We start from the raw sequence: 21932 nt of genomic DNA, 5'->3' as shown, positions 1-21932 counted from the left end.
AGTCTCGGTCGGAGAGGGACGATGGCCCTCAGCCCATCGAGCCGACGACCAGCAGCATTCCGATGACCAGTGCAGCGAGAGGGGCGAGCATGGCGACGATCCGCCATATCCGGACCGACGTGCTCGAGTGGGATGTGTCGCGGGGGAGAGTCGCGGCCATGATCACAGTTCCTTTCGCCCGGGGCTGCGTCGACCCGGAATGAGTGATCTTGTGACTAGCGACAACCAGAGTGACACAAGTTACATATGGTGCACGGTAGGCCGGGCGTGTCGCGGGGTCACGATCACACAACACCGCGGTCACGACCGCCACGACGCCGAGGCCTGACGCATGACCATCACGTCCGCGACGAGCACCACGGCCGCCGATCGCCTCACCCTGCGGGACATCTGGCTCCTCGTCGTAGCCTGCTCCGCACTCAGTGCGGTGGTGGCGGCGATGGCCTCGTTGAACATCGCGCTCTCGGAGATCGCGCCCGACATCGGTGCGTCGTCCACGCAGATCACCTGGCTCGTCGACGGATACACGCTCACCCTGGCGGCCCTGCTCCTTCCCTGCGGCGCGCTCGGCGACCGCTTCGGCCGACGCGGCGTCCTCGTCGTCGGCCTGGTGGTGTTCGCCGCGGCGTCCGTCGCGGCGATCCTGCTGTCGTCCCCCACGGAGATCATCGCCACCCGCGTCGTCGCCGGCGCGGGTGCGGCACTGGTGATGCCGGCAACGCTGTCGCTGATCACCTCCGGTGTCCCGGAGAGCAAACGCCCTCTCGCGGTGAGCATCTGGGCCGGCGTAGCGGGCGGGGCCGCCATCATCGGCTTCTTCGTGACGGGCCTGCTGCTCGAGTTCTTCCCCTGGCACTCGATCTTCATCGCCTTCGCGATCGCCGCCGGGGTCATGGCGGCCCTGGCACTGACCATCGGCACCTCGCGGGACTCCGACCCGCCACCGTTCGACGTCCTCGGGTCGATCGCCTCCGCGGCGGCCGTCGCCGCGGTCGTCTTCGGTCTGATCGAGGGCCCGGTCCGCGGCTGGGCCGACCCCCTCGTCCTCGTCGGCCTGATCGGCGGCCTCGCTCTCGGCGGTGTGTTCGTGGCGTTGCAGCTGCGCGGGCGGCGCACCCTCCTCGACGTCCGACTCTTCCGGCGACGCGCGTTCGGAGCGGGATCGCTGGCGATCGCGCTGCAGTTCGTCGGGTCTTTCGGGGTGTTCTTCCTGATCCTGCAGCGGTTCCAGCTGATCATGGGGTACTCGCCGCTGCGGTCCGCCGTCGCGCTCATCCCGCTGGTGCTGATCGTCATGGTGACGTCGCTCCTGGGCAATTGGCTCGCGGTGCGGTTCAGTTTCCGCGCGGTGCTGCCGACGGGGATGTTCCTGTTCGGCGCGGGGATCGTCATCCTCGGTGTCTTCGACTCCGACGACTACTGGGTCATCACCGCCCAGGTGTCGGTGATGGCGATCGGGCTCGGGCTGAGCACCGCACCCGCGACGACCGGCATCATGGTCTCCACCCCCGCGGACAACCAGGGCGTCGCATCGGCGGTCAACGACACCTCCCGCGAGCTCGGTGCCGCGATCGGGATGGCGTTGGGCGGCAGCATCGTCGCGGCAGGGTTCACCACCCGGATCGCCGGGACGGTCGAGGCCACCCGCGAACAGCTCCGGGCTGTCGCCGACCAGCTCTCGTCGGCCGGTCGCGTCGCGGAGGGACAGTCGATCCTGGGTCAGATCGACGTCATCACCGACCGCATCGGTCGGTCGCTGGCCGAGGCGTCGGCGGTGTCCGACCAACTGCGCCAACGCATCCCCGGTCCAGTCGCGGACACCATCGCATCCGGCGCGCGGAACGCGTTCCTGCAGCCCATGAGCCAGGCCTACGTCGTGCTCGGCTCGATCGTCCTCGTCGGATCGGTTGTCCTGGCGTTCTGGACGCCCACCCGGATGCCCGAGGCGCAGGACGCCGCACCGATCGACACCGGCGCGGCTCGCGCGACGGAGGACTGAGCGCCCGTTCATTGGGCACCCGGAACCGTTCGTTGGGCACCAGGAGCCGTTCGTTGGGCACATGAGACAGGCCATGGACACCACGTGCCCGACGGGTCGTTCCCGCTGCCCAACCAATGGCTCCAAACGCCCAACGAATGGCTCCAGGTGCCCGACAGATGGCTAGGTGGTCGGCGACAGTGCCGCGGTCGCGGTCGCACCGGCCCATCGGTAGTCGGCCTTGCCGGCCGGGGTCCGCCGGACCGTGTCGACGGCGACGACGACGCGCGGCACCTTGTACCCCGCCAGGGTCTGACGGCAGTGCGCCTGCAGATCCTCCAGGGACGGGGGCTGCGCTCCGTCGGGCGCCGAGATGACGGCCGCGACCTTCTGTCCGAACCGCTCGTCGGGGACGCCGACGACGAGGACGTCGCGCACTCCCGGGTGACCCTGGACGGCCGCCTCGACCTCCTCGGGGAACACCTTCTCGCCACCGGTGTTGATGCAGCCCGAACCACGGCCGAGGAAGACGATGCTCCCGTCGGCCTCGAGGCGCCCCATGTCGCCGAGGACGGCAGCCCGACGGCCGTCGGGCAGGGTCACGAAGGTGCGCTCGGATTTCTCGGGGTCTTTGTAGTAGCCGAGCGGGACGCGGCCGACGCGGGCGATGTACCCGATCTCGTCGGAGCCCGGCTCGAGCGGGTCGAGCCCCTCGTCGAGCACGGTCATCCCGGGGCTCGGCGCCGAGCGCAGCGTGCCGTGCTCGTCCATGAACAGTTCGCCGTCGTTGCCTGTCTCCGAGGCACCGAAGTTGTCCCGGAACCACAGGTCCGGCTTGACCGCACGCATCCGCTCCCGCACCGACGTCGACCAGATGGCACCGCCGTTGGTGACGGACAGCAACCCGGACACGTCGAGAGTGCCGGCGGCCTGGCGGCGTTCCATCTCCTCCACCAGGGGCGCACCCATCCCGTCGCCGACGATGAGGATGATCTGCACCCCGTTGTCCTCCACGGCGTCGAGGACCCTCGACGCGACGAAGTCGCGCTGCAGCACCAGCCGCCCGCCGTTGATGAAGAACATGAACAGGGAGTAGATCGCCGCGCCGTGCATGAGCGGGGCGGCGAGCAGGAACGACAGCGGCGCGAACGTGCTCGCGTTGTGCGCGACCGCGGCGAGGTCGGTCAACGACTCCGGGCCGTACGGGTTCCCGCCCGACAGCGGCTTGTGGAAGAAGTCGTCGTGGCGCCAAATGACGCCCTTCGGGTACCCGGTGGTGCCGCCGGTGTAGAGCAGGTAGAGCTGGTCACCGCTGCGGGGCGGGAAATCCCGTGCGGTGCTGTGCTCGTCCAGATATACAGGCACCACCGACACGCCGTCTCCGGCCGCCTCGGTGAGCTCGTCGAGGACGTCGCCCACGACGAGGACCGTGCGCACCCGACTGTCCGCCAGCACCGCGGCAAGCGTCCGCTGATGCTCGGGCAGCTCGACGAACACCGCTGTGGCGTCCGCGTTGTCGAGGATGTAGGTCAGCTCGGCCGGGGTGTAGCGGTAGTTCACGTTCACCGACGTCGCGCCGATCTTCAGAAGCGCGACCATGGCGTAGACGTGTTCCAGGCTGTTCTTCAGGTACAGGGCGACGTGGTCGCCCGGACCGATCCCCTGGGACTGCAGCAGATGCCCCATGGCGTTGGCACGCTCGTCGAGCTCGCGGTAGCTGACGTCGGTGCCCTCGAAGCCGATCGCGGGCCGGTCGGGGACGGCGTCGGCGATGGCCTCGAAGATGTCGCCGAGGTTGAAGTCGGTCGCGACCTCGGCGGTGCTCTCGGTGGTGGGCGGCAGGGTGGTGTCGGTCATCGCGTGAGAACCAATCCGCTCGTGGGGACTCCGGTACCGGCCGTGACGACGGCGCGGTGGGCGTCGGGGACCTGGTTGACCGAGGTCCCGCGCAGCTGACGGACCGCCTCGGCGATGCCGTTCATCCCGTGGATGTAGGCCTCGCCGAGCTGCCCGCCGTGGGTGTTGAGGGGCAGACGGCCCCCCACCTCGAGCGCGCCGGGCTCGCGGACGAGGTCCTTGGCCTCGCCCCGGCCGCAGAAGCCGAGTTCCTCGAGTTGCATCAGGGTGTACGGGGTGAAGTGGTCGTAGAGGACGGCGACGTCCATGTCGTCCGGGCCCAGACCCGACTGGTCCCACAGCTGTCGGCCGACCAGCCCCATCTCGGGCAGTCCCGCGAGGTCGTCGCGGTAGTAGCTGGTCATGATGTACTGGTCCTGACCGCTCCCCGATGCGGCGCCCGCGATCGTCACCGGCGTGTGCGGCAGATCCCTCGCCCGCTCCGGCGACGTGATCACCAGCGCCACACCGCCGTCCGACTCCTGACAGCAGTCCAGCAGGTGCAGCGGCTCGGCGATCCACCGCGAGTTCTGATGGTCCTCCAGGGTGATCGGCTTGCCGAGGAAGAAGGCGTTCGGGTTCACCGCGGCGTGCTTGCGGTCGACGACGGCGACCCGCCCGAAATCCTCACTCGTGGCGCCGTACTCGTGCATGTACCGCTGGGCGACCATGGCCACGAACGCCGCCGGCGTCGACAACCCGTGCGGATAGCTGAACGCGTTGTCGGTGCCCGAGGAGTTGTCCTGCGCGGCCAGGCCGGCGTTGACCTGCCCGAACCGCATCCCCGACCGCTCGTTGAACGCCCGGTAGGCGACGACGACGTCGGCCACACCGGTCGCGACGGCCATCGCTGCCTGCTGGACGGTGGAACACGCTGCACCGCCGCCGTAGTGGATGCGCGAGAAGTAGGTCAGCTCGCCGATGCCGGCGGCACGCGCCACGGCGATCTCGGTGTTGGTGTCCATCGTGAACGAGACGAGACCGTCGACGTCGGCGGGCGTCAGCCCGGCGTCGGCGACAGCCGCGGTCACCGCCTCCGCAGCGAGACGCAGCTCGCTGCGGCCGGAGTCCTTCGAGAAGTCGGTGGCACCGATACCGACGATCGCCGCGGCACCCGACAGTGCGAAGCGGGTCATGACGCGTCCTGCGCGGTGCGGTCGAGGACGACCGTGACCGTCGAGGTGACGTGCTTGCCGAGCGCGTTCGTCCCGACGACGTCGACGGTCGCGACACCGGCGTCGAGGGCCGTCACGGTCCCCGTCATCACCATCGCGTCGTAGGCGTACCAGGGAACCCCGAGTCGCAGTGTGATCGACCGGATCTGCGCGCGCTGACCCGCCCAGTCGGTGACGAACCGGCCGACCAGACCGGTGTCGGTGAGGATGTTGACGAAGATGTCCTTGGACCCCTTGGCCTGTGCGAGATCGCGGTCGTGGTGGACGTCCTGGAAGTCCCGGGTGGCCAGGGCGGTCGAGACGATGAAAGTCGGTGTCGCCTCGATCCGCAGTTCCGGGAGCGTGTCACCGACGGCGACCGTCGGTGGTGCGGTGGGGGCGGTCATGCGTCGTCTCCGGTCTCGCGGGCGCGCCACGCGTACAGGGTCCACGGCCCGTCGGCGCCGGGTGGCCCGTCGGGATCGGCGGGGAAGTCGAGGAACTCGACCTCGACCGGTAGACCGATGCGCACCGTCGACGGGTCCACACCGCGCAGCTGGCCCAGCATCCGGACCCCCTCGTCGAGTTCGACGAGGGCGACGACGAACGGCAGCGTGCGGCCGGGTACCCGGGGGGCGTGGTGGACGACGAAGCTGTGGACGATCCCCCGTCCCGTCGCGACGACGTGATCGGTCGGCTCGCCCGGCGGTGCCCACAACGCCGGGACGGGTGGGTGGACGAGGGCGCCGTCGGGTCGGCGCTGGATGCGCAGCTCGTGCTCGCGCACACCCTCCCAGAAGAACGCCGTGTCACGGGATGCGCTGGGACGCATCATCGTCGCGGCGTCGAGGTCACCGGTGTCGGCTCCGAGCGACGAGACGATGCCCGTGGCTGCCACCGGCGCTGCTGCCGGGGGACGGAACTTGAGGATTCGGAAGTTCATCTCGGCGACGACCTCGTCACCGACCCGCCACACGTTGCGGGTGGTGAAGAACCAGCCCTCCCCCAGACCGGTGGTCTTGGGTCCGACGACGTCGGTCAGCTCGGCGGAGAGCGTCACCTCCTCGCCGGGCGCGAGATAGCGGTGATAGGTCGAGTCGCAGTTCGTCGCGACCACCGAGGTGTAGCCGGCCTCGTCGAACAGCGCGGACGCCGCGCCCAGCGGGTCGTCGTCGGTGCGACGACCGTGCAGTCCACGCATCGTCCACACCTGTGCCATCGCCGGCGGTGCGACGACACCGTCCCACCCCGCGGCGCGGGCAGCGGAGTCGTCGGAGTAGATCGCGTTGCTGTCACCGATGGCCTCGGTCCAGTTCGCGATCATCGGCGTGTTCACCGGATCACGTCCTGCGACAGGGGAACTCGCACCCTGCGCACGGATGGCGTCGGCGGCCGCGCGGATCCGGTCGGCCTCGAGGGCGGCGGGGCTCACGCTCTGCAGGGTCACCGGCGGCTCACCGCGCCGCTCGGGGCAGACCGAGTCCGGCGGTGGAGATCATGTCGCGCATGACCTCGTTCACGCCGCCGCCGAACGTGATCACCGAGTTCCGCTTCTGCTGCGCGTCGAGCCAGTCGACGAGGGCCACGGTCTCCGGGTCGGTGAAATCGCCGTATCGGCCCACGATCTCGTCGACGAGGCGGCCGATGCGCTGGATGCGTTCGGTCGCGAAGACCTTGGTGGCGGCGGCGTCGGCCATGGAGATCGCCTCGTTGCCCGAGGACGCCACCTGCCAGTTCAGCAGCTCGTTGATCCGCGCGTGCCCGGCGATGTCGGCGAGGGCCCGCTTCACGTCGGGGTTCTTGGCGGGCACGGTGCCGTCGGCCCCGGGCCGTTCCGCCCAGGCCGCGACCCGCGCGAGCACGCCCTCCATGCGACCGGCCGGCCCCAGCATCACGCGCTCGTGGTTGAGCTGGGTGGTCAACAGCTTCCAGCCGCGGTTCTCCTCGCCGACGAGCATCCCGACCGGGACTCGAACGTCGGAGTAGTACGTCGCGTTGACGTGGTGGGCGCCGTCGGCGGTGATGATCGGGGTGAAGCTGTACCCGGGATCGCTGGTGTCGACGATGAGGATCGAGATGCCCTTGTGCTTGGGGGCGTCGGGATCCGTCCGGACGGCCAACCACACGAAGTCGGCGTCGTGGCCGCCCGTGGTCCAGAGCTTCTGGCCGTTCACGATGTACTCGTCGCCCTGCCGGACGGCGGAGGTGCGCAGCGATGCGAGGTCGGTGCCGGCGCCCGGCTCGCTGTAACCGATCGCGAAGTGCACCTCGCCCGCGAGGATCGCGGGCAGGAAGCGGTCTTTCTGCTCCTGCGTGCCGTACGTCTGCAGCGTCGGCCCGACGGTCTGCAACGTCACCGCGGGCAGCGGGATGTCCGCGCGGGCGGCCTCGTTGACGAAGATCTGCTGCTCGATCTCACCGAAGCCCTTGCCGCCGTACTCCGTCGGCCAGCCGACGCCGAGCCAACCGTCGGCGCCCATCCGCCGGATCACCGCCCGGTAGGTGGGTCCGTGGCGCTCGGTGCGCATCACCGCCTGTTCCTCGGGCGAGATGAGCGACGAGAAGTACTCGCGCAGTTCGGCCTTGAGGGCGCGTTGCTCGGGCGTGAGGTCGATGAACATCTCAGAACTCCTGCTCGGCGAGCTCGTCGAGGCGGGCCGTGGCCCCTCCGACGAGTCGTGCGAGATCCTTGACGACGGAGAAGTAGCGGTGCAGCGGGTAGGTGATGTCGACACCGACGCCGCCGTGCAGATGGGTCATGGTGCGGACCGTGGCGGGCAACTCCGCGGCCAACCACCACGTCGCGAGCGCGAGGTCGCGGTCGGCGTCGAGCCCCTCGGCCAGCCGCCATCCCGCCGCGGTGACGGCGAGGTTCATCGACCGGCCGATGACGTAGATGTCGGCGATCTGCTGGCTGACCGCCTGGAAGGTGCCGATCGGCTTGCCGAACTGCTCCCGCTGGGTGACGTGGTCGGCGGTGATCCTGGTGGCGCCGGCGACGAGACCGTCGGCGTAGGCGGCGAGCGCGAAGCGGTGGAGATCGCGGACGACGCGCGCGTCACCGCCCAGGGTGGCGGCCTCGACGTCGACGGGTGTGCGGTCGAAGGTGACCGTGTACTCGCCCCATCCCGAGGACGTCGGGGTGCGCTGCATCGTGACGCCGGGCGCGTTCACGGGGACGAGGAGGGCTCCGGTGTCGGTGGTGACGACGACCGCGCGTGCCGTCTCGGCGTGCAGGACACCGGTCTTGGTGCCCGTGACCCGACCGTCGACCACGGATGTCTGCGGACTCGGGGTGAGCGCGGCACCCGGCTCCGAGACCGCCACGGCGACATGGCCACCGGCCGAGACGATCTCGGCGACGGTCCCCGCCGCGGGCGTGTCACCCGCGGCGACGGCGGCCGCGAGCGTCCCCAGGGCGGGTGTCACGGCGGCGTCCTGGCCGAGCGCGCGTAACAGGGGAGCCAGTCCGAGGACCCCGACCGCGTCCCCGCCACGGGACTCCGAGAGCGGCAACACGGTCATGCCCGCGTCGCCCATCGCCGACCACAGTCGTTCCTCGAAGCCGCCGGCGCGGTCGAAGCGGTCGTCCCAGACCGGCTCGTGCCGGCGCAGCACGTCGGTCGCGACGTCGGCGACGGCGACGGCGGTCGGATCCGGCGTGAAATCCATGCTGCGCGCGCTCCCTCTCGCTGGACGGCGAGGGCACGCGGTCCTGGTCAGACCGCTGCCCCAGCCGAAATCTAGAACCTGTTCTAGTTATATCAGCGATGTCCGCGCAAACACAGGGGTGATCCGGGGAGGCGGTACGTCGTCCCCAGCGCGCCGCCTCCCCGGTCCCGGGATCGACTCACTCCGTCGGTGCCACCACCAGCGCTGCCGTGTATCCGCCCATCCCGAGAGACGTCTTCAGCGTCAGCCCCGGCTCGGCGTCGGTCGCGCCGTCGAGCAGGGCCGTGGTGGTCGGGGTCGACACCTGTGGCGACGCCGGGATCCGTCCGTTCTCGAACCCGAGCAGCGACGCCGTCAGCTCGACGGCACCGGCCGCCGCCTGGCAATGGCCGGCCAGGGGCTTCACCGAGAAGACCGACGCCCCCGGGGTGACGTCGGCGAGGATCGTGCCCTCGGCGGCGTCGCACTGTGCGGTGCCCGGCCCGTGGGCGTTGAGGTAACGGACATCACGGCCGTCGACTCCTGCGGAATCGAGCGCCACGTCGACGCACCGCCGCACGTGTTCGAGCGACGGATCGATGGACGTGGGGTGGAATCCGTCATGAGTCATCGCTCCACCGAGTACATCCGCGTATCCGGCGACGTCATCGCGATTCGTCATCGTGAATGCGATGGCGGCCTCGCCGAAGCTGAAGCCCCGGCTGCCCTCCTGGAAGGGACGGCACGCCGAGAGCGGTTCGTCGTCGGTGATGGCCACCCCCAGGCGGGTGAACATGCCGACGATCTCCGGCGTCGCCGAGAGGTCGGTGGCGACGACGAGGACGTCGTCGACCATCCCCGCGTCGAGCCACGTCCGCGCGGTGATCACCGCCGCCGAGCCCGACGCGCACATCGACGACACGCTCATCACCGGACCGTGGAACCCGTGCTCGGCCATCAGCAGCGACAGCGCCGTCGACGGGGTCACCGCGACGTACTGCCGACCGGAGAAGGACCCCGCCGGAGCAGCGAACATGGGGTACATCGCGGTGTCGCCCATGACCGCCGCGTGCACGACCCCGACCCTGCGGCCCGGCGTCCAGCCACGCGCGTACGCGTCCTCGAGCGCCTCGCGCGCGGCGTACCGAAGCGCCCGGGTGTACCGGGTGTACCCGTCGGTCGGATCGCCGCCCTCGGGGATCATCGAGACCCAGCCCGGGTCGTCGCCCGTCATCCCGAACCCGGCCTGCAGGGAGGCGGCGGGCTTGCCCGAGACGAGCCCATCCCACAGACGAGCCCGGCCCCATCCGTACCCGGTGACCGCACCGACCCCGGATATCCTCGCGCGGTGTGTGGTGTTTCCCATCGTGAACTCCTTGTCGTCCTCCGCGATAAGCGATCGCATATCGCACATCGGCCCAGGTCAGGGGCCGATATCCACGATGTCCCACAATGGGGGGACATGGCGAGTGCGGGACATTTCACAAATCGCGGTCGGTCCGCTTTGCGCGGGTCCTTGGGTGGGATATCGCTGTGCGGGACAATGCGAGGTGGATCACGCCGGATGCGCGCGTACACCGAGGGTTCGGAGAGGTCGTGGATGACGATGACGGTCGGGACATCGTGGCGCCGGCGGCCGTGCCCATGACCACACCCGCGTCCTCGTCGGTCGCCGAACGCTATCGGCTGCTGCTCGAACTCAGTCCGGACTCCATCGCCGTGCACCAGGCGGGCGAGATCGTCTACGTGAACTCCGCCGCGGTGCACTTCGCCCGGGTCGAGAACCCCGAGTCGCTCATCGGCCGCCCCATCTCGGACTTCGTCCACCCCGACTCACTGCCCCGCATGCTCGAACGCATCACCGCCATGGGCGACGAGGCAGGGGCGTCGACGATGCCCGAGGAGATGTTGATGACCAACTTCTCCGGGGAGACGCGCACGATGGAGGTGACGTCGGTCAGGACCGTCTGGAACGACGCGCCCGCCTATCAGGTGATCATGCGCGACGTCGCGGCGCAGAAGGCCGCGGAGATCGCCCTGAGACACCAGGCGGCGCTCGTCGACCACGTCAGCGACGCCGTCATCTCCCTCGACTCCGAGCTGCGGATCCGTTCGTGGAACGAGGGCGCACGCCGCCTCTACGGCGTCACGCCGGCCGCGGCCGTCGGTCTGCCGTTCACCGTCGTGGTCGACGCCGACGTCGACCCGCAGTCCATCCTCGCCACCGGCGGGTCGGTGGACGCCGTGCACCACCGGGGCGACTCCGGCCGCGCCATCCTGGTGCATCTCTCGGTGACCGCCCTCGGCGACGGCTACCTGCTCGTCGGGGCGGCCACACGGCGCCCGCTGATCGAACGTCTCGGGACGATCGTCACGTCGCTGCACCAGGCCGTGATGGTGGTGGAGGAGGACGGCAGGATCGCGCTGGCCAACCCGGCGGCGCTCACCATCCTGGGCCTCACGGCCGCCCAGATCCCCGGTGTCACCGTCGACTCGGTGGACCTCGACTTCCCCGACGACGCGACGTCACCGATCGTCTCGTGCCTGCGGACGGGGCGCCCCGTCGTCGACCGCCTGGCCTCCCTCACCACCGACGCGGGCCGCCGCTGGCTGTCCTGCAGCGTGCGGGCCATCGACGACGACGTCGACGTGCAGGCGGCGCTGGTCTCCATCGTCGACATCACCGATCGGCACGAGCGGACGTCGCAGCTCGCGTGGGAGGCCAACCACGACTTCCTCACCGGCCTGCTCAACCGCGGCGGCGTGCTGCGGCGGCTGGCCGTGCAGCTCGACGCGCTGGCCGAGCCCGACGACCGCGTCGCGGTGTTCTACCTCGACCTCGACAACTTCAAGCTCGTCAACGACTCGCTCGGCCACTCCGCCGGGGACGAGGTGCTGCAGGAGATCGCCCGGCGCCTGGACGGGATCACCCCGGCGGGCAGCTCCATCGGGCGGATCGGCGGCGACGAGTTCGTCATCGTGTCCCCGCTCTCGTCGGACTATGCCGACACGATCGAGCGCCAGAGCCGCCGCATCCACGACGCGGTGAGCGGCCCGATCGCGCTCGGCTCGCGCAGCGAACGTCTCACCATCAGCATCGGTGTCGTGGTCGCCGCGCTCGGTGACAGCCGCTCCCCCACCGATCTCCTCCGCGACGCGGACATCGCGCTCTTCCAGGCGAAGATGGAGACCAGTTCGCAGACGCCGTACGTGCGTTTCCGTGTCGCGCACCGCGAGGACCTGCAGCGGCGTCAGCGGATCGAGCAGGACCTGCGATCGGCGATGCTCGCCGACGCCACGGGTCTGCGCCTGGACTACCAACCACTGGTCACCACCACCGACCACCGACTGGTCGCTGTCGAGGCGTTGCTGCGGTGGGACCACCCGGATCTCGGCCGCATCTCGCCCGCCGAGTTCATCCCCATCGCCGAGATGACCGACCTCATCGGCCTCGTCGGGGACTTCGTCGTGCGCACCGCCACCCGGGAGTTCACCGAGCAGTCGTGGACGGGCGACATCACCCTGTGCGTCAACGTGTCCCGCCGCGAGCTGACCGACCGCAGCCTCCTGTCCCGGCTGAACCGGGCACTGGTCGCGACCGGACTCGCGCCCGAGCGACTGTGCGTCGAGATCACCGAGAGCGCGATCGGTGTCGTCGACAGCCGCGCCACCTCGACCGTCGCAGCCGTCCGCGAGCTGGGCATCCAGGTGGCCATCGACGACTTCGGCACGGGCGCATCGTCGTTGAACCAGCTCTACCGTCTGCCCATCAGCATCCTGAAGACGGCCAAGCCGTTCGTCGACGCCCTCGACGAGAGCGTCGAGGCGCAGGCGATCCTCTCGAGCATCGTGGCGATGGCGCATGCCACCGGGATGCGCGTGGTGGCCGAGGGCGTCGAGACCTCCAGCCAGGCCGTCAAGGTCGCCGGCGTCGGGTGCGACTTCGCGCAGGGGTACTACTACGCGACCCCGAGATCCCTGGCCGAGATCGAGCCGCTCGCCCGTGCCGGGGCGACGGCCACCGGCCGTACCCCCGACCTGTCGTCGGCGGCGCCGGACTTCCGCGACGAGGACGAGCCCGGGACGGACTGACGCGCAGCCGTTCTCAGCGCGGCAGGCCCAGGATGCGTTCGGCGGCCGCGGTCGCGAGGACCTGGGTGGTGCCCCCGGCGATCGTCAGACACCGGTTGCGCAGGTAGAGGTCGGCGGCGTCGGACATCGCGAGCCCGTCCGTGCCGAGCACCGCGAGCGCGAACTCCGGCACCTCCTGTCGGTGCCGCGCGCCGATCAGTTTGCGCACGCTCGAGATGGCACCGGGGTCGGTCCCGGCCAGTCGCCGCACCACCGACCGCGCGTCGAGCACACGGCCGATCTGAGCGTGCACGCACAGATCACCCAGGCGGTCGGTGGCCACCGCGTCGAGCGGGGTGTCGGACCGGTCCAGTTGCGCGAGCAGCGATTCCATCTCCTTGCCCAGACCCGAACCGCCCATGGCGACGCGCTCGTTCGCGAGGGTGGTTCGGGCCAGACGCCACCCGTCACCGGGAGCGCCGACGATGCAGTCGTCGCCGACGAACACCTCGTCGAGGAACACCTCGTTGAACAGCGCGTTGCCGGTGATCTCGCGCAGAGGTCGCACGTCGATGCCCGGCGCGTGCATGTCGACGAGGAAGTAGCTGATGCCCTTGTGTTTCGGGGCGTCCGGGTCGGTCCGGGCGAGACAGATCGCCCACTGCGCGTTGTGCGCCTCCGACGTCCAGATCTTCTGCCCGGTGAGCAGCCATCCCCCGTCGGTCCGGACCGCTCTCGTGCGCAGCGAGGCGAGGTCGGAACCGGCCTCGGGCTCGCTGAACAGCTGACACCACACGATCTCCCCGGCCAGGGTGGGACCGACGAACCGCTCCCGTTGCTCGTCGGTGCCGTGCTCGATGATCGTGGGGATCGCCCAGCCCGCGATCACGATGTCCGGTCGGGTCACGCCGGCCCTCGCGAGTTCGTCGTCGACGAGGAGCTGCTCGGCGGGCCCGGCACCGAGTCCGTGCGGCCGGGGCCAGTGCGGCATCAGGTAGCCGGTTTCCGCCAACGCGCGGCGGCGGTCGTCCGCGGCCGCGATACGCGCGCAGGTCGCACGGACCTCGTCGCGGAGGTGGTCGACCTCGGACAGGTCGACGTCCACCCGACGACGCACCCCCGAGGTGACGGCATCGGCGACCTCCCGACGCCACCCCGACGTACCGCCGAGTTGCTGTCGCAGTCCGAGCGCTGCGCGCAGGTACAGGTGCGCGGCGTGGTCGAAGGTGAATCCGATGCCCCCGAGCACCTGGATGCAGTCGGCGGCGTTCTCGACCGGCAGGTCGGCGGCGGCCGCCGCGGCGACGGCGGTCGCGAGCGCCATCTGGTCGGCGTCGCCGGTGCCACGTCCGTCCTCGACGGCGTGCGCGACGTCCCATGCCGCGGCGGTCATCTCCTCGCTGCGGCAGAGCATCTCGGCACACAGGTGCTTGACGGCCTGGAACGACCCGATCGGCTTGCCGAACTGCTCGCGGAACCTGGCGTGCTCGGTCGCCGTGTCGAGCGCCCAGCGTGCCAGGCCCGAGGCGTACGCGGCCAGTCCCGCGACCAGCATCGCCCGGACCGTTGCGGCGGGGGCGTCGAGGACGGCGTGCGGCGGCACCCCGACACCCCGCAGCGACACCACCGCCACGGGATCGGTCCCGTCGACCGCGGTGAGGGACTTGGTCTCCACGCCCGGGCTCCCGGAGTCGACGACGATCCACCGGGTCCAGGATTCGATGGTCGCCGCCAGCAGGATCAGTCCCCCGTCCAGCAGACCGACGGTGGTGAGGTGGTCGGCGTCGACGATCAGCCCACCGTCGCCCGCGTCACGGGCCGTGACCGACTGCGGCGTGGTCAGCATGCTCGGGACGAGGCCGACAGGCACCTCACCGGCCATCACGGAGCCGGCGAGGTCGGACGCCGCGGCGGCGACGGACCCCTCGGCACGCGCCAGCAGATCGGCGACGACCGCGGTCGACACGAGCGGGCCGGGGACCAGGTCGTGGCCGCACTGCTCGAACATGACGGCGAGATCGACGACGGAGGCGTCGAGACCACCGGCCTGCTCGGGTGCGGTGACCGCGAACAGCCCGAGATCGGCGGCCCCGGGCATGATCGCGGGGCCCTGCCCGTCGAGTGCACCGCGCACGGCCGCCGTGGGGTCGGCGCGATCCGCCCAGGTGCGGACGGCCTCGGTGAAGGACGCGTGGTCGGTGGAATCGGCGATCGACATCGTCGCGACCTCCCTCGTCGTACGTGTCAGACGAACTAGAACGTGTTCTAATCATGCCATGCCGTCCGGAGCCGCGAATCGTCGTTCCCCCACCGCGGGGAATATCGTGATGCGAACGGACCAGGGTTCGCCGATGGGCTCCGGGGGTGTCGACGTCGGTCGGCCGTCTCGTCCCACGGCGCGCGAGTGAGGAATTGAGATGGCCACCCCGGCGACACCCGGCGCGACGACATCCGCGCCCACCGCTGCCACCGACGCGGACCTCGGATCCACCGCCCAGCGTGAGCGTCGGCGGCGCATCCTCGACGCGACCCTCGCCCTGGCGAGCAAGGGAGGATACGACGCCGTCCAGATGCGCGCCGTGGCCGACAAGGCCGACGTCGCCGTCGGGACGCTCTACCGCTACTTCCCGTCGAAGGTGCACCTGCTGGTCACCGCCCTCGCCCGCGAGATGGCCCGCGTCGAGTCCCGCGCCGACCGTTCGAAGCTGCAGGGGGACACCGCCGTCGAGCGACTGCGCCACGTCCTCGACCTCATCACGCTGGCCATGCAGCGTGACCCGCTGCTGACCGAGGCGATGACGCGCGCGTTCATGTTCGCCGACGCGTCCGCGGCCACCGAGGTCGACACGGTCGCCTCCATCCTCGACCGGCTGCTCGCCGGTGCGATCGCCGAGGGCGAGCCGTCCGAGGAGGACCTGAAGATCGCACGCGTCATCTCCGACGTGTGGATGTCGAACCTCGTGCAGTGGCTCACCCGGCGCGTCACCGCCGTCGACGTCACCAACCGGTTGGAGCTCACCGTCGAACTGCTCCTCGCCGGGCGCGAGTACCGCGCCTGATCCCCGACGGGGAGAACGGTCCGCACACGGACCCCGACGTGGGAGGGTCGGTCCCATGACCGACCCGACGGCCGTCGCCGCGATCGCCCTGCCCCGCCTGGCCCACATCGGGTCCGGTGCACTCGATCGGCTGGGGTCGGTCGTGACGACCCTCGGGGTCCGGCGACCGGTGGTGGTGACCGATCGCTTCATGGTGGACAACGGCGTCGCCGGTCGCGTCGTCGACCTCCTCACCGCCGCGGGCGCGGCGCCGACGGTGTTCGACGGCACCGTCCCCGACCCCAGCACCGACTCGCTCGCACCCGGCCTCCGGGCGGTCCGCGACGCCGACGCCGACGCGGTGATCGGGCTCGGGGGTGGCAGCCCGATGGACACGGCGAAAGCGCTGGCCGTCCTCTCCCGGACGGGCGGCACCATCGCCGACCACCGGGCGCCCGGGTCGTACGCCGGGCCTGCACTGCCGATCATCGCGATCCCGACCACCGCCGGCTCGGGGTCGGAGGCGACGCAGTTCACGGTCATCACCGACAGCGCCACCGACGAGAAGATGCTCTGCCCCGGCCTGTCGTTCCTGCCGATCGCGACCATCGTCGACGTCGACCTGACGCTGTCGATGCCGGCACGACTGTCCGCCGACACCGGTGTCGACGCGCTCACCCACGCGATCGAGGCCTACGTGAGCCGCAAGGCCAACCCGTTCAGTGACGGGCTGGCGCTGGCCGCGATGCGGACCGTCGCGGGCGCGCTGCGGCGGGTGTGGGCCGACGGCGGCGACCGCGACGCCCGGGCGGCGATGATGGCGGCCGCCACGCAGGCCGGGATGGCGTTCTCGAACGCCTCGGTCGCCCTGGTCCACGGGATGAGCCGACCGATCGGCGGTCATTTCCATGTCGCACACGGGCTCTCGAACGCGATGCTGCTGCCCGCGGTCACCCGCTTCTCGGTCGACGCCGCGGTCACGCGGTACGCCGACTGCGCCCGCGCGATGCGCGTCGTCTCCGACACCACCGACGACCGATCCGCGGCGCACGCACTCGTCGACGAGCTGACGCAGCTGTGCGCCGACGTCGAGGTGCCGACCCCCGCGTCCCACGGCATCGACGAGAGCCTGTGGGAGGAAAGGCTTCCCGTGATGGCGGAACAGGCACTCGCCTCGGGGTCACCGGCCAACAACCCCCGTGTGCCCGACGCGGACGAGATCGTCGCGCTCTACCGCGCGATCTATCGCTGACCGTGTGCGGCGAGGAGCGCGGCGGCACGGCCCGTCAGCGCGTCGCGCAGCTCGGTGGGTGACTCGACGACGATCTCCGGCGCCATCCGCCACAGCGCGGCCTCCGCGTACCGGCGGTCGCCGAAGTCGAGGCGGATCCGGCGCCGCCCGTCGTCGACGGGGCCGAGTTCGGTGACGTCGGAGCGGATCCCGTCGGGGAGGACGTGGTCGTCGGCGACGACGGCGATCACCGCGACCGGCTCGAAGCGGCCTCGGAACTCCGTTCTCCGGCGGTCCCAGATCGCATCGAGGTCGACGTCGTCGGGTCGGCGGGCGGGCTCGTCGAGCACCGCGAGCGACTCGATCCGCGAGACGCGGTAGATCCGCTCGTCGGTCTCACCGCCCCGCAGCGCCACCAGGTACCAGGTCTCGCCCGCCATAACGAGACCCACGGGGTCGACCAGGCGCTCCGCCACCGGGGTGTCCCGCCGGGCGTACCGCATCCGGACACGCAGACCCACCATCACCGCCCGCTGCAGGTCGGCCAGCAGGTCGTCACCGACGGCGCCGTCGGCGACGAACCCCTCGGGACGCACGAGGACACGACGGGCCGCGCTGTCGACGACGGCGCGGTGGGTGTCGGGGATCGCGGCCGCGACCTTCCGCATCGCCGCGGCCAGCGCCGGTGACCCGATCCGACCCGCGCCCGACGCCATCAGCGCTCGCGACTCGTCGAGGGTCAATCCGGTGAGATCGGTGCGATAGCCCGGCAGCAGTGCGAACCCGCCGGAGCGCCCGCGCTCGGCGTAGACCGGGACCCCCGCCACCGACAGCGCGTCGATGTCCCGCAGGACGGTCCTCTCAGACACCTCGAGTTCTGCCGCGAGCTCGGCGGCGGTCATGCGACCCCGATGTCGGAGCAGCATGACGACGGACAGGAGGCGGTCGGCGCGCATGGCGCGATCCTGTCAGGAAATCACGACAGGAGATGTCGTGATTGAGGCGTGGACTGGTCGACGTACCCGACCCAGCGACACCAGGAGACGCCATGACCCCCTCACCCGCCGCCACCGATCCCCGTCCCGTCTACGCCGGCGCCACCGCCTGGGTGAACGACCTGCTTCGGGGCGCCGCACCGGAGTCGATGGCCGATCCCACGCCCTGCGACGACCTCGACGTCGCCGCGCTCGGCGGCCACCTGCTGGGCACCGCGCACCGGGCGATCGCGATAGCCGAGGGCCGCGACGTCCTCGCCGTGCCCGCGTTCGGCCTCCCCTTCGACCCCGACGCCTATGCGGACGCGACCGCCTCGGCCATCGCACTGTGGTCCGACGACGCCCTGCTCGACGCCCCCGCCACGGTGCCGTGGGGAACGGTCCCGGGACGCGGCGCACTGTGGGGATACGTCAACGAGACCCTGGTCCACGGCTGGGATCTCGCCGTCGCGACAGGACAGTCCCCGGAGGCGCCCGCGGGGCTCGCGGAGGCGACGTTGCCGGTCGCGCAGATGTTCATCGGCGCCGACATCCGCGATGTCGCACCGTTCGACGAGGTCGTCGAGCCCCGACCGGAGGCCGGCGCGACCGAACGCCTCGCCAACTGGACCGGTCGCGCGTCGACTCCGTGGCTCACCGCGCGGACATGATCGGTTGAGTAGTTCTCCCCGGGTCGGGGCGGTGATGATCCCCTGATCGTCGCCGCCCCGGCGGCCTACGGTCTACAGGCCATGAGCACTCCGTTCCCGTACTCGGCGCCCGTCCCTCAGGCACTCACCCGACGGCCACACACCGCCGACGTCGTGGTGACGAGCCTGCTCATCGCCGCCCACGTCACCGTCTTCGGAGCCGCGGCCTTCTTCAGCCTCTTCTACGCGATGGCGAGTGATCCCTGCGGCAGTGGGACCGTCTGTGACACCGGGAAGATCGGCCAGGCGTTCTTCCTGACCGACGCCGTCGGCCTGGTCGTGCTCCTGGCCGCCTCCACCGGCGCGGTCCTGCTCATGCTGCGCCGCCGAATCGCCTTCTGGGTTCCCCTCCTGGGGGTCGCCGCCCAGGTCGGCCTGGTCGCCCTCTCGTTCGGCCTGCTCGACCAGGTGGTGCCGTGATCGCGGGCGACCCGGACGTGCCCCGGAGCGCCGCGACGCGCATCATGGCGGGAGCTGCCGAGAAATTGGAGACCCATGGCCGAGCCGCTGTCCCGTCGTGACCTCGACTTCCTGCTGTACGAGTGGCTCGACGTGGTCGCGCTGACCGAGCGGGAACGCTTCGCCGAGCACTCGAAGGAGACCTTCGACGACGTCCTCGCGCTGAGCGCCGACATGGCCGTGCAGCTGTTCGCCCCGCACAACAAGAAGGCCGACCAGAACGAGCCCTACGTCGGCGACGACGGCCGAGTCGTGCTCATCGACGAGGTGCACGAGGCGCTGGCCGAGTTCCGCAAGTCCGGTCTGATGGCCGGCTCGTTCGACGAGGCGCTCGGCGGGATGCAGCTGCCGACCGTCGTCGGGCGTGCGTCGCTGGCGTGGTTCCAGGCCGCGAACCCCTCGTCGTCGACCTACCCGTTCCTCACCATCGGCAACGCGAACCTGCTCACCGAGTACGGCACCCCCGAGCAGATCGACACGTGGGTGACCCCCATGGTCGAGGGCCGCTTCTTCGGCACGATGTGCCTGTCGGAGCCGCAGGCCGGCTCGACGCTGGCCGACATCACCACCAAGGCGGTCCCCGCCGACGACGGCAGCTGGCGCCTGTCCGGCACGAAGATGTGGATCTCCGGCGGCGAACACGAACTGAGCGAGAACATCGTCCACCTGGTGCTGGCGAAGACGCCGGGCGCCCCCGCGGGTGTCAAGGGCATCTCGCTGTTCATCGCGCCGAAGTACCTCGCCGACGGCACCCGCAACGACATCGCGCTCGTCGGCCTCAACCACAAGATGGGCAACCGAGGCACTACCAACTGCCTGCTCAACTTCGGCGACGGGACGCATTCCCCCGCACCGGAGAAGGGCGCGGTCGCCTACCTCGTCGGCGAGGAGCACCTCGGCCTGACGTACATGTTCCACATGATGAACGAGGCGCGTATCGGGGTCGGGTTCCTCGCCACCGCTATCGGCTACGCGGGATACCTGGCGTCGCTGGAGTACGCGAAGACGCGGACCCAGGGTCGACCGCTGGACAACAAGGACCCGTCGTCGCCGCCGGTGCCGATCATCGAGCACGCCGACGTCCGCCGGATGTTGGTGGCGCAGAAGGCCTACGTCGAGGGCGCGCTCGCCCTCGGGCTGTACGCCTGCACGCTCGTCGACGAGGAGCAGACCACCACCGGACAGGCACGCGACGACGCACACCTGCTGCTCGACGTGCTCACCCCGATCGTGAAGAGCTGGCCGTCGCAGTGGTGTCTGGAGGCCAACAGCCTGGCCATCCAGGTGCACGGCGGCTACGGCTACACCCGCGACTACGACGTCGAGCAGTGCTATCGGGACAACCGCCTCAACCCGATCCACGAGGGCGCGCACGGCATCCACGGTCTCGACCTGCTCGGCCGCAAGGTGGTGATGAACGGCGGCAAGGGATTACAGCTGCTCGTCGCCACCATCACCGCGACCGTGGAGCGCGGCGAGGCGGCCGGCGGTGAGGCCGCGGAGTTCGCTCGCGCCCTGCGCGCGGCGGTCGACCGTCTCGCCGAGGTGACCGTCGCGGTCTGGTCGGCCGGTGACGTCACCGTGTCGCTGGCCAACGCCACGGTCTACCTCGAGGCCGCGGGCCACGTCGTGATGAGCTGGATCTGGTTGGAGCAGTTGCTCGCCGTCGGCGAGAAGGGTGGCGACTTCTACGACGGCAAGCGCGCCGCCGCCCGCTACTTCTTCCGCTACGAGCTGCCGAAGACCGGACCCCAGTTCGACCTGCTCGCCTCCCTCGACCGCACGACCCTCGATCTGGACCCGGCCTGGCTGTAGCGGTTCGCGGTCAGATCCGGCTCACGGCAGGGTCCGGCCGCACCGAACGCGGCCAGCGAGGTCTCCTGCCACGCGCGCCAGATGCGGAGCCTTTCGGCGTAGTCGCGCTCGATCCCGTCGAGCGCGCGTCCGAGGACGATCCGCGACGGCGGGTTCTCGGCGTCGACGATGTCGAGGATCGCCGCACGGGTCGCGACGGGATCGCCCAGCGTCCATCCGCTGCGATCGATCCGGTCGCGGACACCGTCGTAGGCGGCGAGGTGCTCACTCCGGCCGAGTCCGCCGCCGGCGAAGTTCGTCGCGTACGGGCCGGGTTCGACGCACGTGACGTGGATCCCGAAGTCCGCCACCTCCAGTCGCAGGGACTGCGAGAGACCCTCCACCGCCCACTTCGCGGCGTGGTAGGCACCGAACTCCGGGAAGGCGATGATCCCGCCCTCGCTCGTGACCTGGAGGATGTGGCCGCCTCCCTGCGCCCGCAGGACCGGCAGGACGGCCTGGGTGACCCACAGCGTCCCCAGCACGTTCGTCTCGAGGGCGGCCCGGATCTCACCCTCGGCGAGTTCCTCGACCATCCCCACGTGACCGAACCCGGCGTTGTTGACGACGACGTCGAGTCGGCCGAATCGCTCCAGCGCGCGGGCGATCGCGGCACCGACACCGGCGCGGTCCGTGACGTCGAGCCGCTGGACGAGGACGGCGTCGCCGTGGCGCTCCACCAGGTCGTCGAGACGGTCGACCGATCGCGCGGTGGCCACCACCCGGTCGCCGCGGTCCAGGGACGCCTCGGCCCACTCTCGACCGAAGCCGCTCGACGCGCCCGTGATGAACCAGACCTTCGCGGTGTGTGCGGTCATGTGTGTCCTCCCTCGGTGACTACCTCCCCCAGCCTGCCCGCGATCTGCCCTGTTCTGTAGTGATGGTTCTGCACCTGTCCCATGCGTTGAACGCATGA

General features: G+C 70.5%; 18 protein-coding genes. 7 read left to right on the top strand and 11 right to left on the bottom strand.

Going from position 1 to position 21932, the window contains the following annotated elements; translation table 11 throughout:
- Window positions 1-28 precede the first annotated feature (28 nt).
- On the bottom strand, window positions 29-160 hold the full coding sequence (locus tag Q1A98_RS12055; protein ID WP_299573627.1) for a hypothetical protein: 132 nt from the start codon (window positions 158-160) through the stop codon (window positions 29-31).
- Between the two features lie 171 nt (window positions 161-331).
- Here Q1A98_RS12055 and Q1A98_RS12050 point away from each other — a divergent pair, with 171 nt between their 5' ends.
- Window positions 332-1999, top strand: coding sequence for an MFS transporter (locus tag Q1A98_RS12050; RefSeq protein ID WP_299573624.1), 1668 nt, complete (start codon window positions 332-334; stop codon window positions 1997-1999).
- A 162-nt stretch (window positions 2000-2161) separates the two neighbouring features.
- Here Q1A98_RS12050 and Q1A98_RS12045 read toward each other — a convergent pair whose 3' ends face one another.
- The 7 genes from Q1A98_RS12045 to Q1A98_RS12015 all read right to left on the bottom strand — a co-directional run bounded on the left by Q1A98_RS12045 (window position 2162) and on the right by Q1A98_RS12015 (window position 10045).
- Entirely contained in the window at window positions 2162-3835 is a 1674-nt protein-coding gene (locus Q1A98_RS12045) for an AMP-binding protein (RefSeq protein WP_299573622.1), read from the bottom strand.
- Window positions 3832-5010, bottom strand: a complete 1179-nt coding sequence (locus tag Q1A98_RS12040) for a lipid-transfer protein (protein WP_299573620.1) — start codon at window positions 5008-5010, stop codon at window positions 3832-3834. Before Q1A98_RS12040 ends, Q1A98_RS12045 begins: the two co-directional genes overlap by 4 nt.
- Window positions 5007-5435 (bottom strand): MaoC family dehydratase, encoded by a 429-nt coding sequence (locus tag Q1A98_RS12035; RefSeq protein WP_299573618.1) that lies wholly within the window; start codon window positions 5433-5435, stop codon window positions 5007-5009. The genes Q1A98_RS12040 and Q1A98_RS12035 overlap by 4 nt, the downstream gene beginning before the upstream one ends.
- Window positions 5432-6469: a bifunctional MaoC family dehydratase N-terminal/OB-fold nucleic acid binding domain-containing protein gene (locus tag Q1A98_RS12030; protein WP_299573850.1), complete on the bottom strand. Its 1038-nt coding sequence runs from the start codon at window positions 6467-6469 to the stop codon at window positions 5432-5434. The genes Q1A98_RS12035 and Q1A98_RS12030 overlap by 4 nt, the downstream gene beginning before the upstream one ends.
- A gap of 13 nt (window positions 6470-6482) precedes the next feature.
- Window positions 6483-7649 (bottom strand): acyl-CoA dehydrogenase family protein, encoded by a 1167-nt coding sequence (locus Q1A98_RS12025; protein ID WP_299573616.1) that lies wholly within the window; start codon window positions 7647-7649, stop codon window positions 6483-6485.
- 1 nt (window position 7650) lies between these two features.
- A complete protein-coding gene (locus Q1A98_RS12020; protein WP_299573613.1) occupies window positions 7651-8700 on the bottom strand; it encodes an acyl-CoA dehydrogenase family protein in 1050 nt (349 codons plus the stop codon).
- A gap of 178 nt (window positions 8701-8878) precedes the next feature.
- Window positions 8879-10045 carry a beta-ketoacyl synthase N-terminal-like domain-containing protein gene (locus Q1A98_RS12015; RefSeq protein WP_299573611.1) on the bottom strand — a complete coding sequence of 389 codons (1167 nt, stop codon included), beginning with the start codon at window positions 10043-10045 and terminating at the stop codon, window positions 8879-8881.
- A 230-nt stretch (window positions 10046-10275) separates the two neighbouring features.
- On the opposite strand from Q1A98_RS12015, the gene Q1A98_RS12010 reads away from it, so the two are divergent.
- The gene (locus Q1A98_RS12010; RefSeq protein ID WP_299573609.1) at window positions 10276-12771 is read left to right on the top strand and encodes an EAL domain-containing protein; all 2496 of its coding nucleotides are present in this window, start codon (window positions 10276-10278) and stop codon (window positions 12769-12771) included.
- Window positions 12772-12784: 13 nt separating this feature from the next.
- On the opposite strand, the gene Q1A98_RS12005 is transcribed toward Q1A98_RS12010, so the two are convergent.
- Window positions 12785-14968, bottom strand: a complete 2184-nt coding sequence (locus Q1A98_RS12005) for an acyl-CoA dehydrogenase (RefSeq protein ID WP_299573606.1) — start codon at window positions 14966-14968, stop codon at window positions 12785-12787.
- Window positions 14969-15167: 199 nt separating this feature from the next.
- Here Q1A98_RS12005 and kstR point away from each other — a divergent pair, with 199 nt between their 5' ends.
- Entirely contained in the window at window positions 15168-15809 is a 642-nt protein-coding gene (gene kstR, locus Q1A98_RS12000) for a cholesterol catabolism transcriptional regulator KstR (protein ID WP_299573604.1), read from the top strand.
- A 55-nt stretch (window positions 15810-15864) separates the two neighbouring features.
- Window positions 15865-17040, top strand: coding sequence for an iron-containing alcohol dehydrogenase (locus Q1A98_RS11995; protein ID WP_299573601.1), 1176 nt, complete (start codon window positions 15865-15867; stop codon window positions 17038-17040).
- Here Q1A98_RS11995 and Q1A98_RS11990 read toward each other — a convergent pair.
- A complete protein-coding gene (locus Q1A98_RS11990; protein ID WP_299573599.1) occupies window positions 17031-17975 on the bottom strand; it encodes a WYL domain-containing protein in 945 nt (314 codons plus the stop codon). The genes Q1A98_RS11995 and Q1A98_RS11990 overlap by 10 nt on opposite strands.
- 92 nt (window positions 17976-18067) lie before the next feature.
- Here Q1A98_RS11990 and Q1A98_RS11985 point away from each other — a divergent pair, with 92 nt between their 5' ends.
- From Q1A98_RS11985 to Q1A98_RS11975, 3 genes are all read left to right on the top strand, one after another.
- On the top strand, window positions 18068-18664 hold the full coding sequence (locus Q1A98_RS11985) for a TIGR03086 family metal-binding protein (RefSeq protein WP_299573597.1): 597 nt from the start codon (window positions 18068-18070) through the stop codon (window positions 18662-18664).
- Between the two features lie 81 nt (window positions 18665-18745).
- Window positions 18746-19123, top strand: coding sequence for a DUF6264 family protein (locus Q1A98_RS11980; RefSeq protein ID WP_299573595.1), 378 nt, complete (start codon window positions 18746-18748; stop codon window positions 19121-19123).
- Between the two features lie 75 nt (window positions 19124-19198).
- The gene (locus tag Q1A98_RS11975; protein ID WP_299573592.1) at window positions 19199-20977 is read left to right on the top strand and encodes an acyl-CoA dehydrogenase; all 1779 of its coding nucleotides are present in this window, start codon (window positions 19199-19201) and stop codon (window positions 20975-20977) included.
- Here the strand turns inward: Q1A98_RS11975 and Q1A98_RS11970 are convergent.
- Window positions 20890-21834 carry an SDR family NAD(P)-dependent oxidoreductase gene (locus Q1A98_RS11970; RefSeq protein WP_366943441.1) on the bottom strand — a complete coding sequence of 315 codons (945 nt, stop codon included), beginning with the start codon at window positions 21832-21834 and terminating at the stop codon, window positions 20890-20892. The genes Q1A98_RS11975 and Q1A98_RS11970 overlap by 88 nt on opposite strands.
- Between the last annotated feature and the right edge of the window lie 98 nt (window positions 21835-21932).

Origin of the sequence: uncultured Williamsia sp. (assembly GCF_947494875.1) — a bacterium.
Taxonomy (GTDB): domain Bacteria; phylum Actinomycetota; class Actinomycetes; order Mycobacteriales; family Mycobacteriaceae; genus Williamsia_A.
This window is presented reverse-complemented; position numbering and strand designations above follow the sequence as displayed.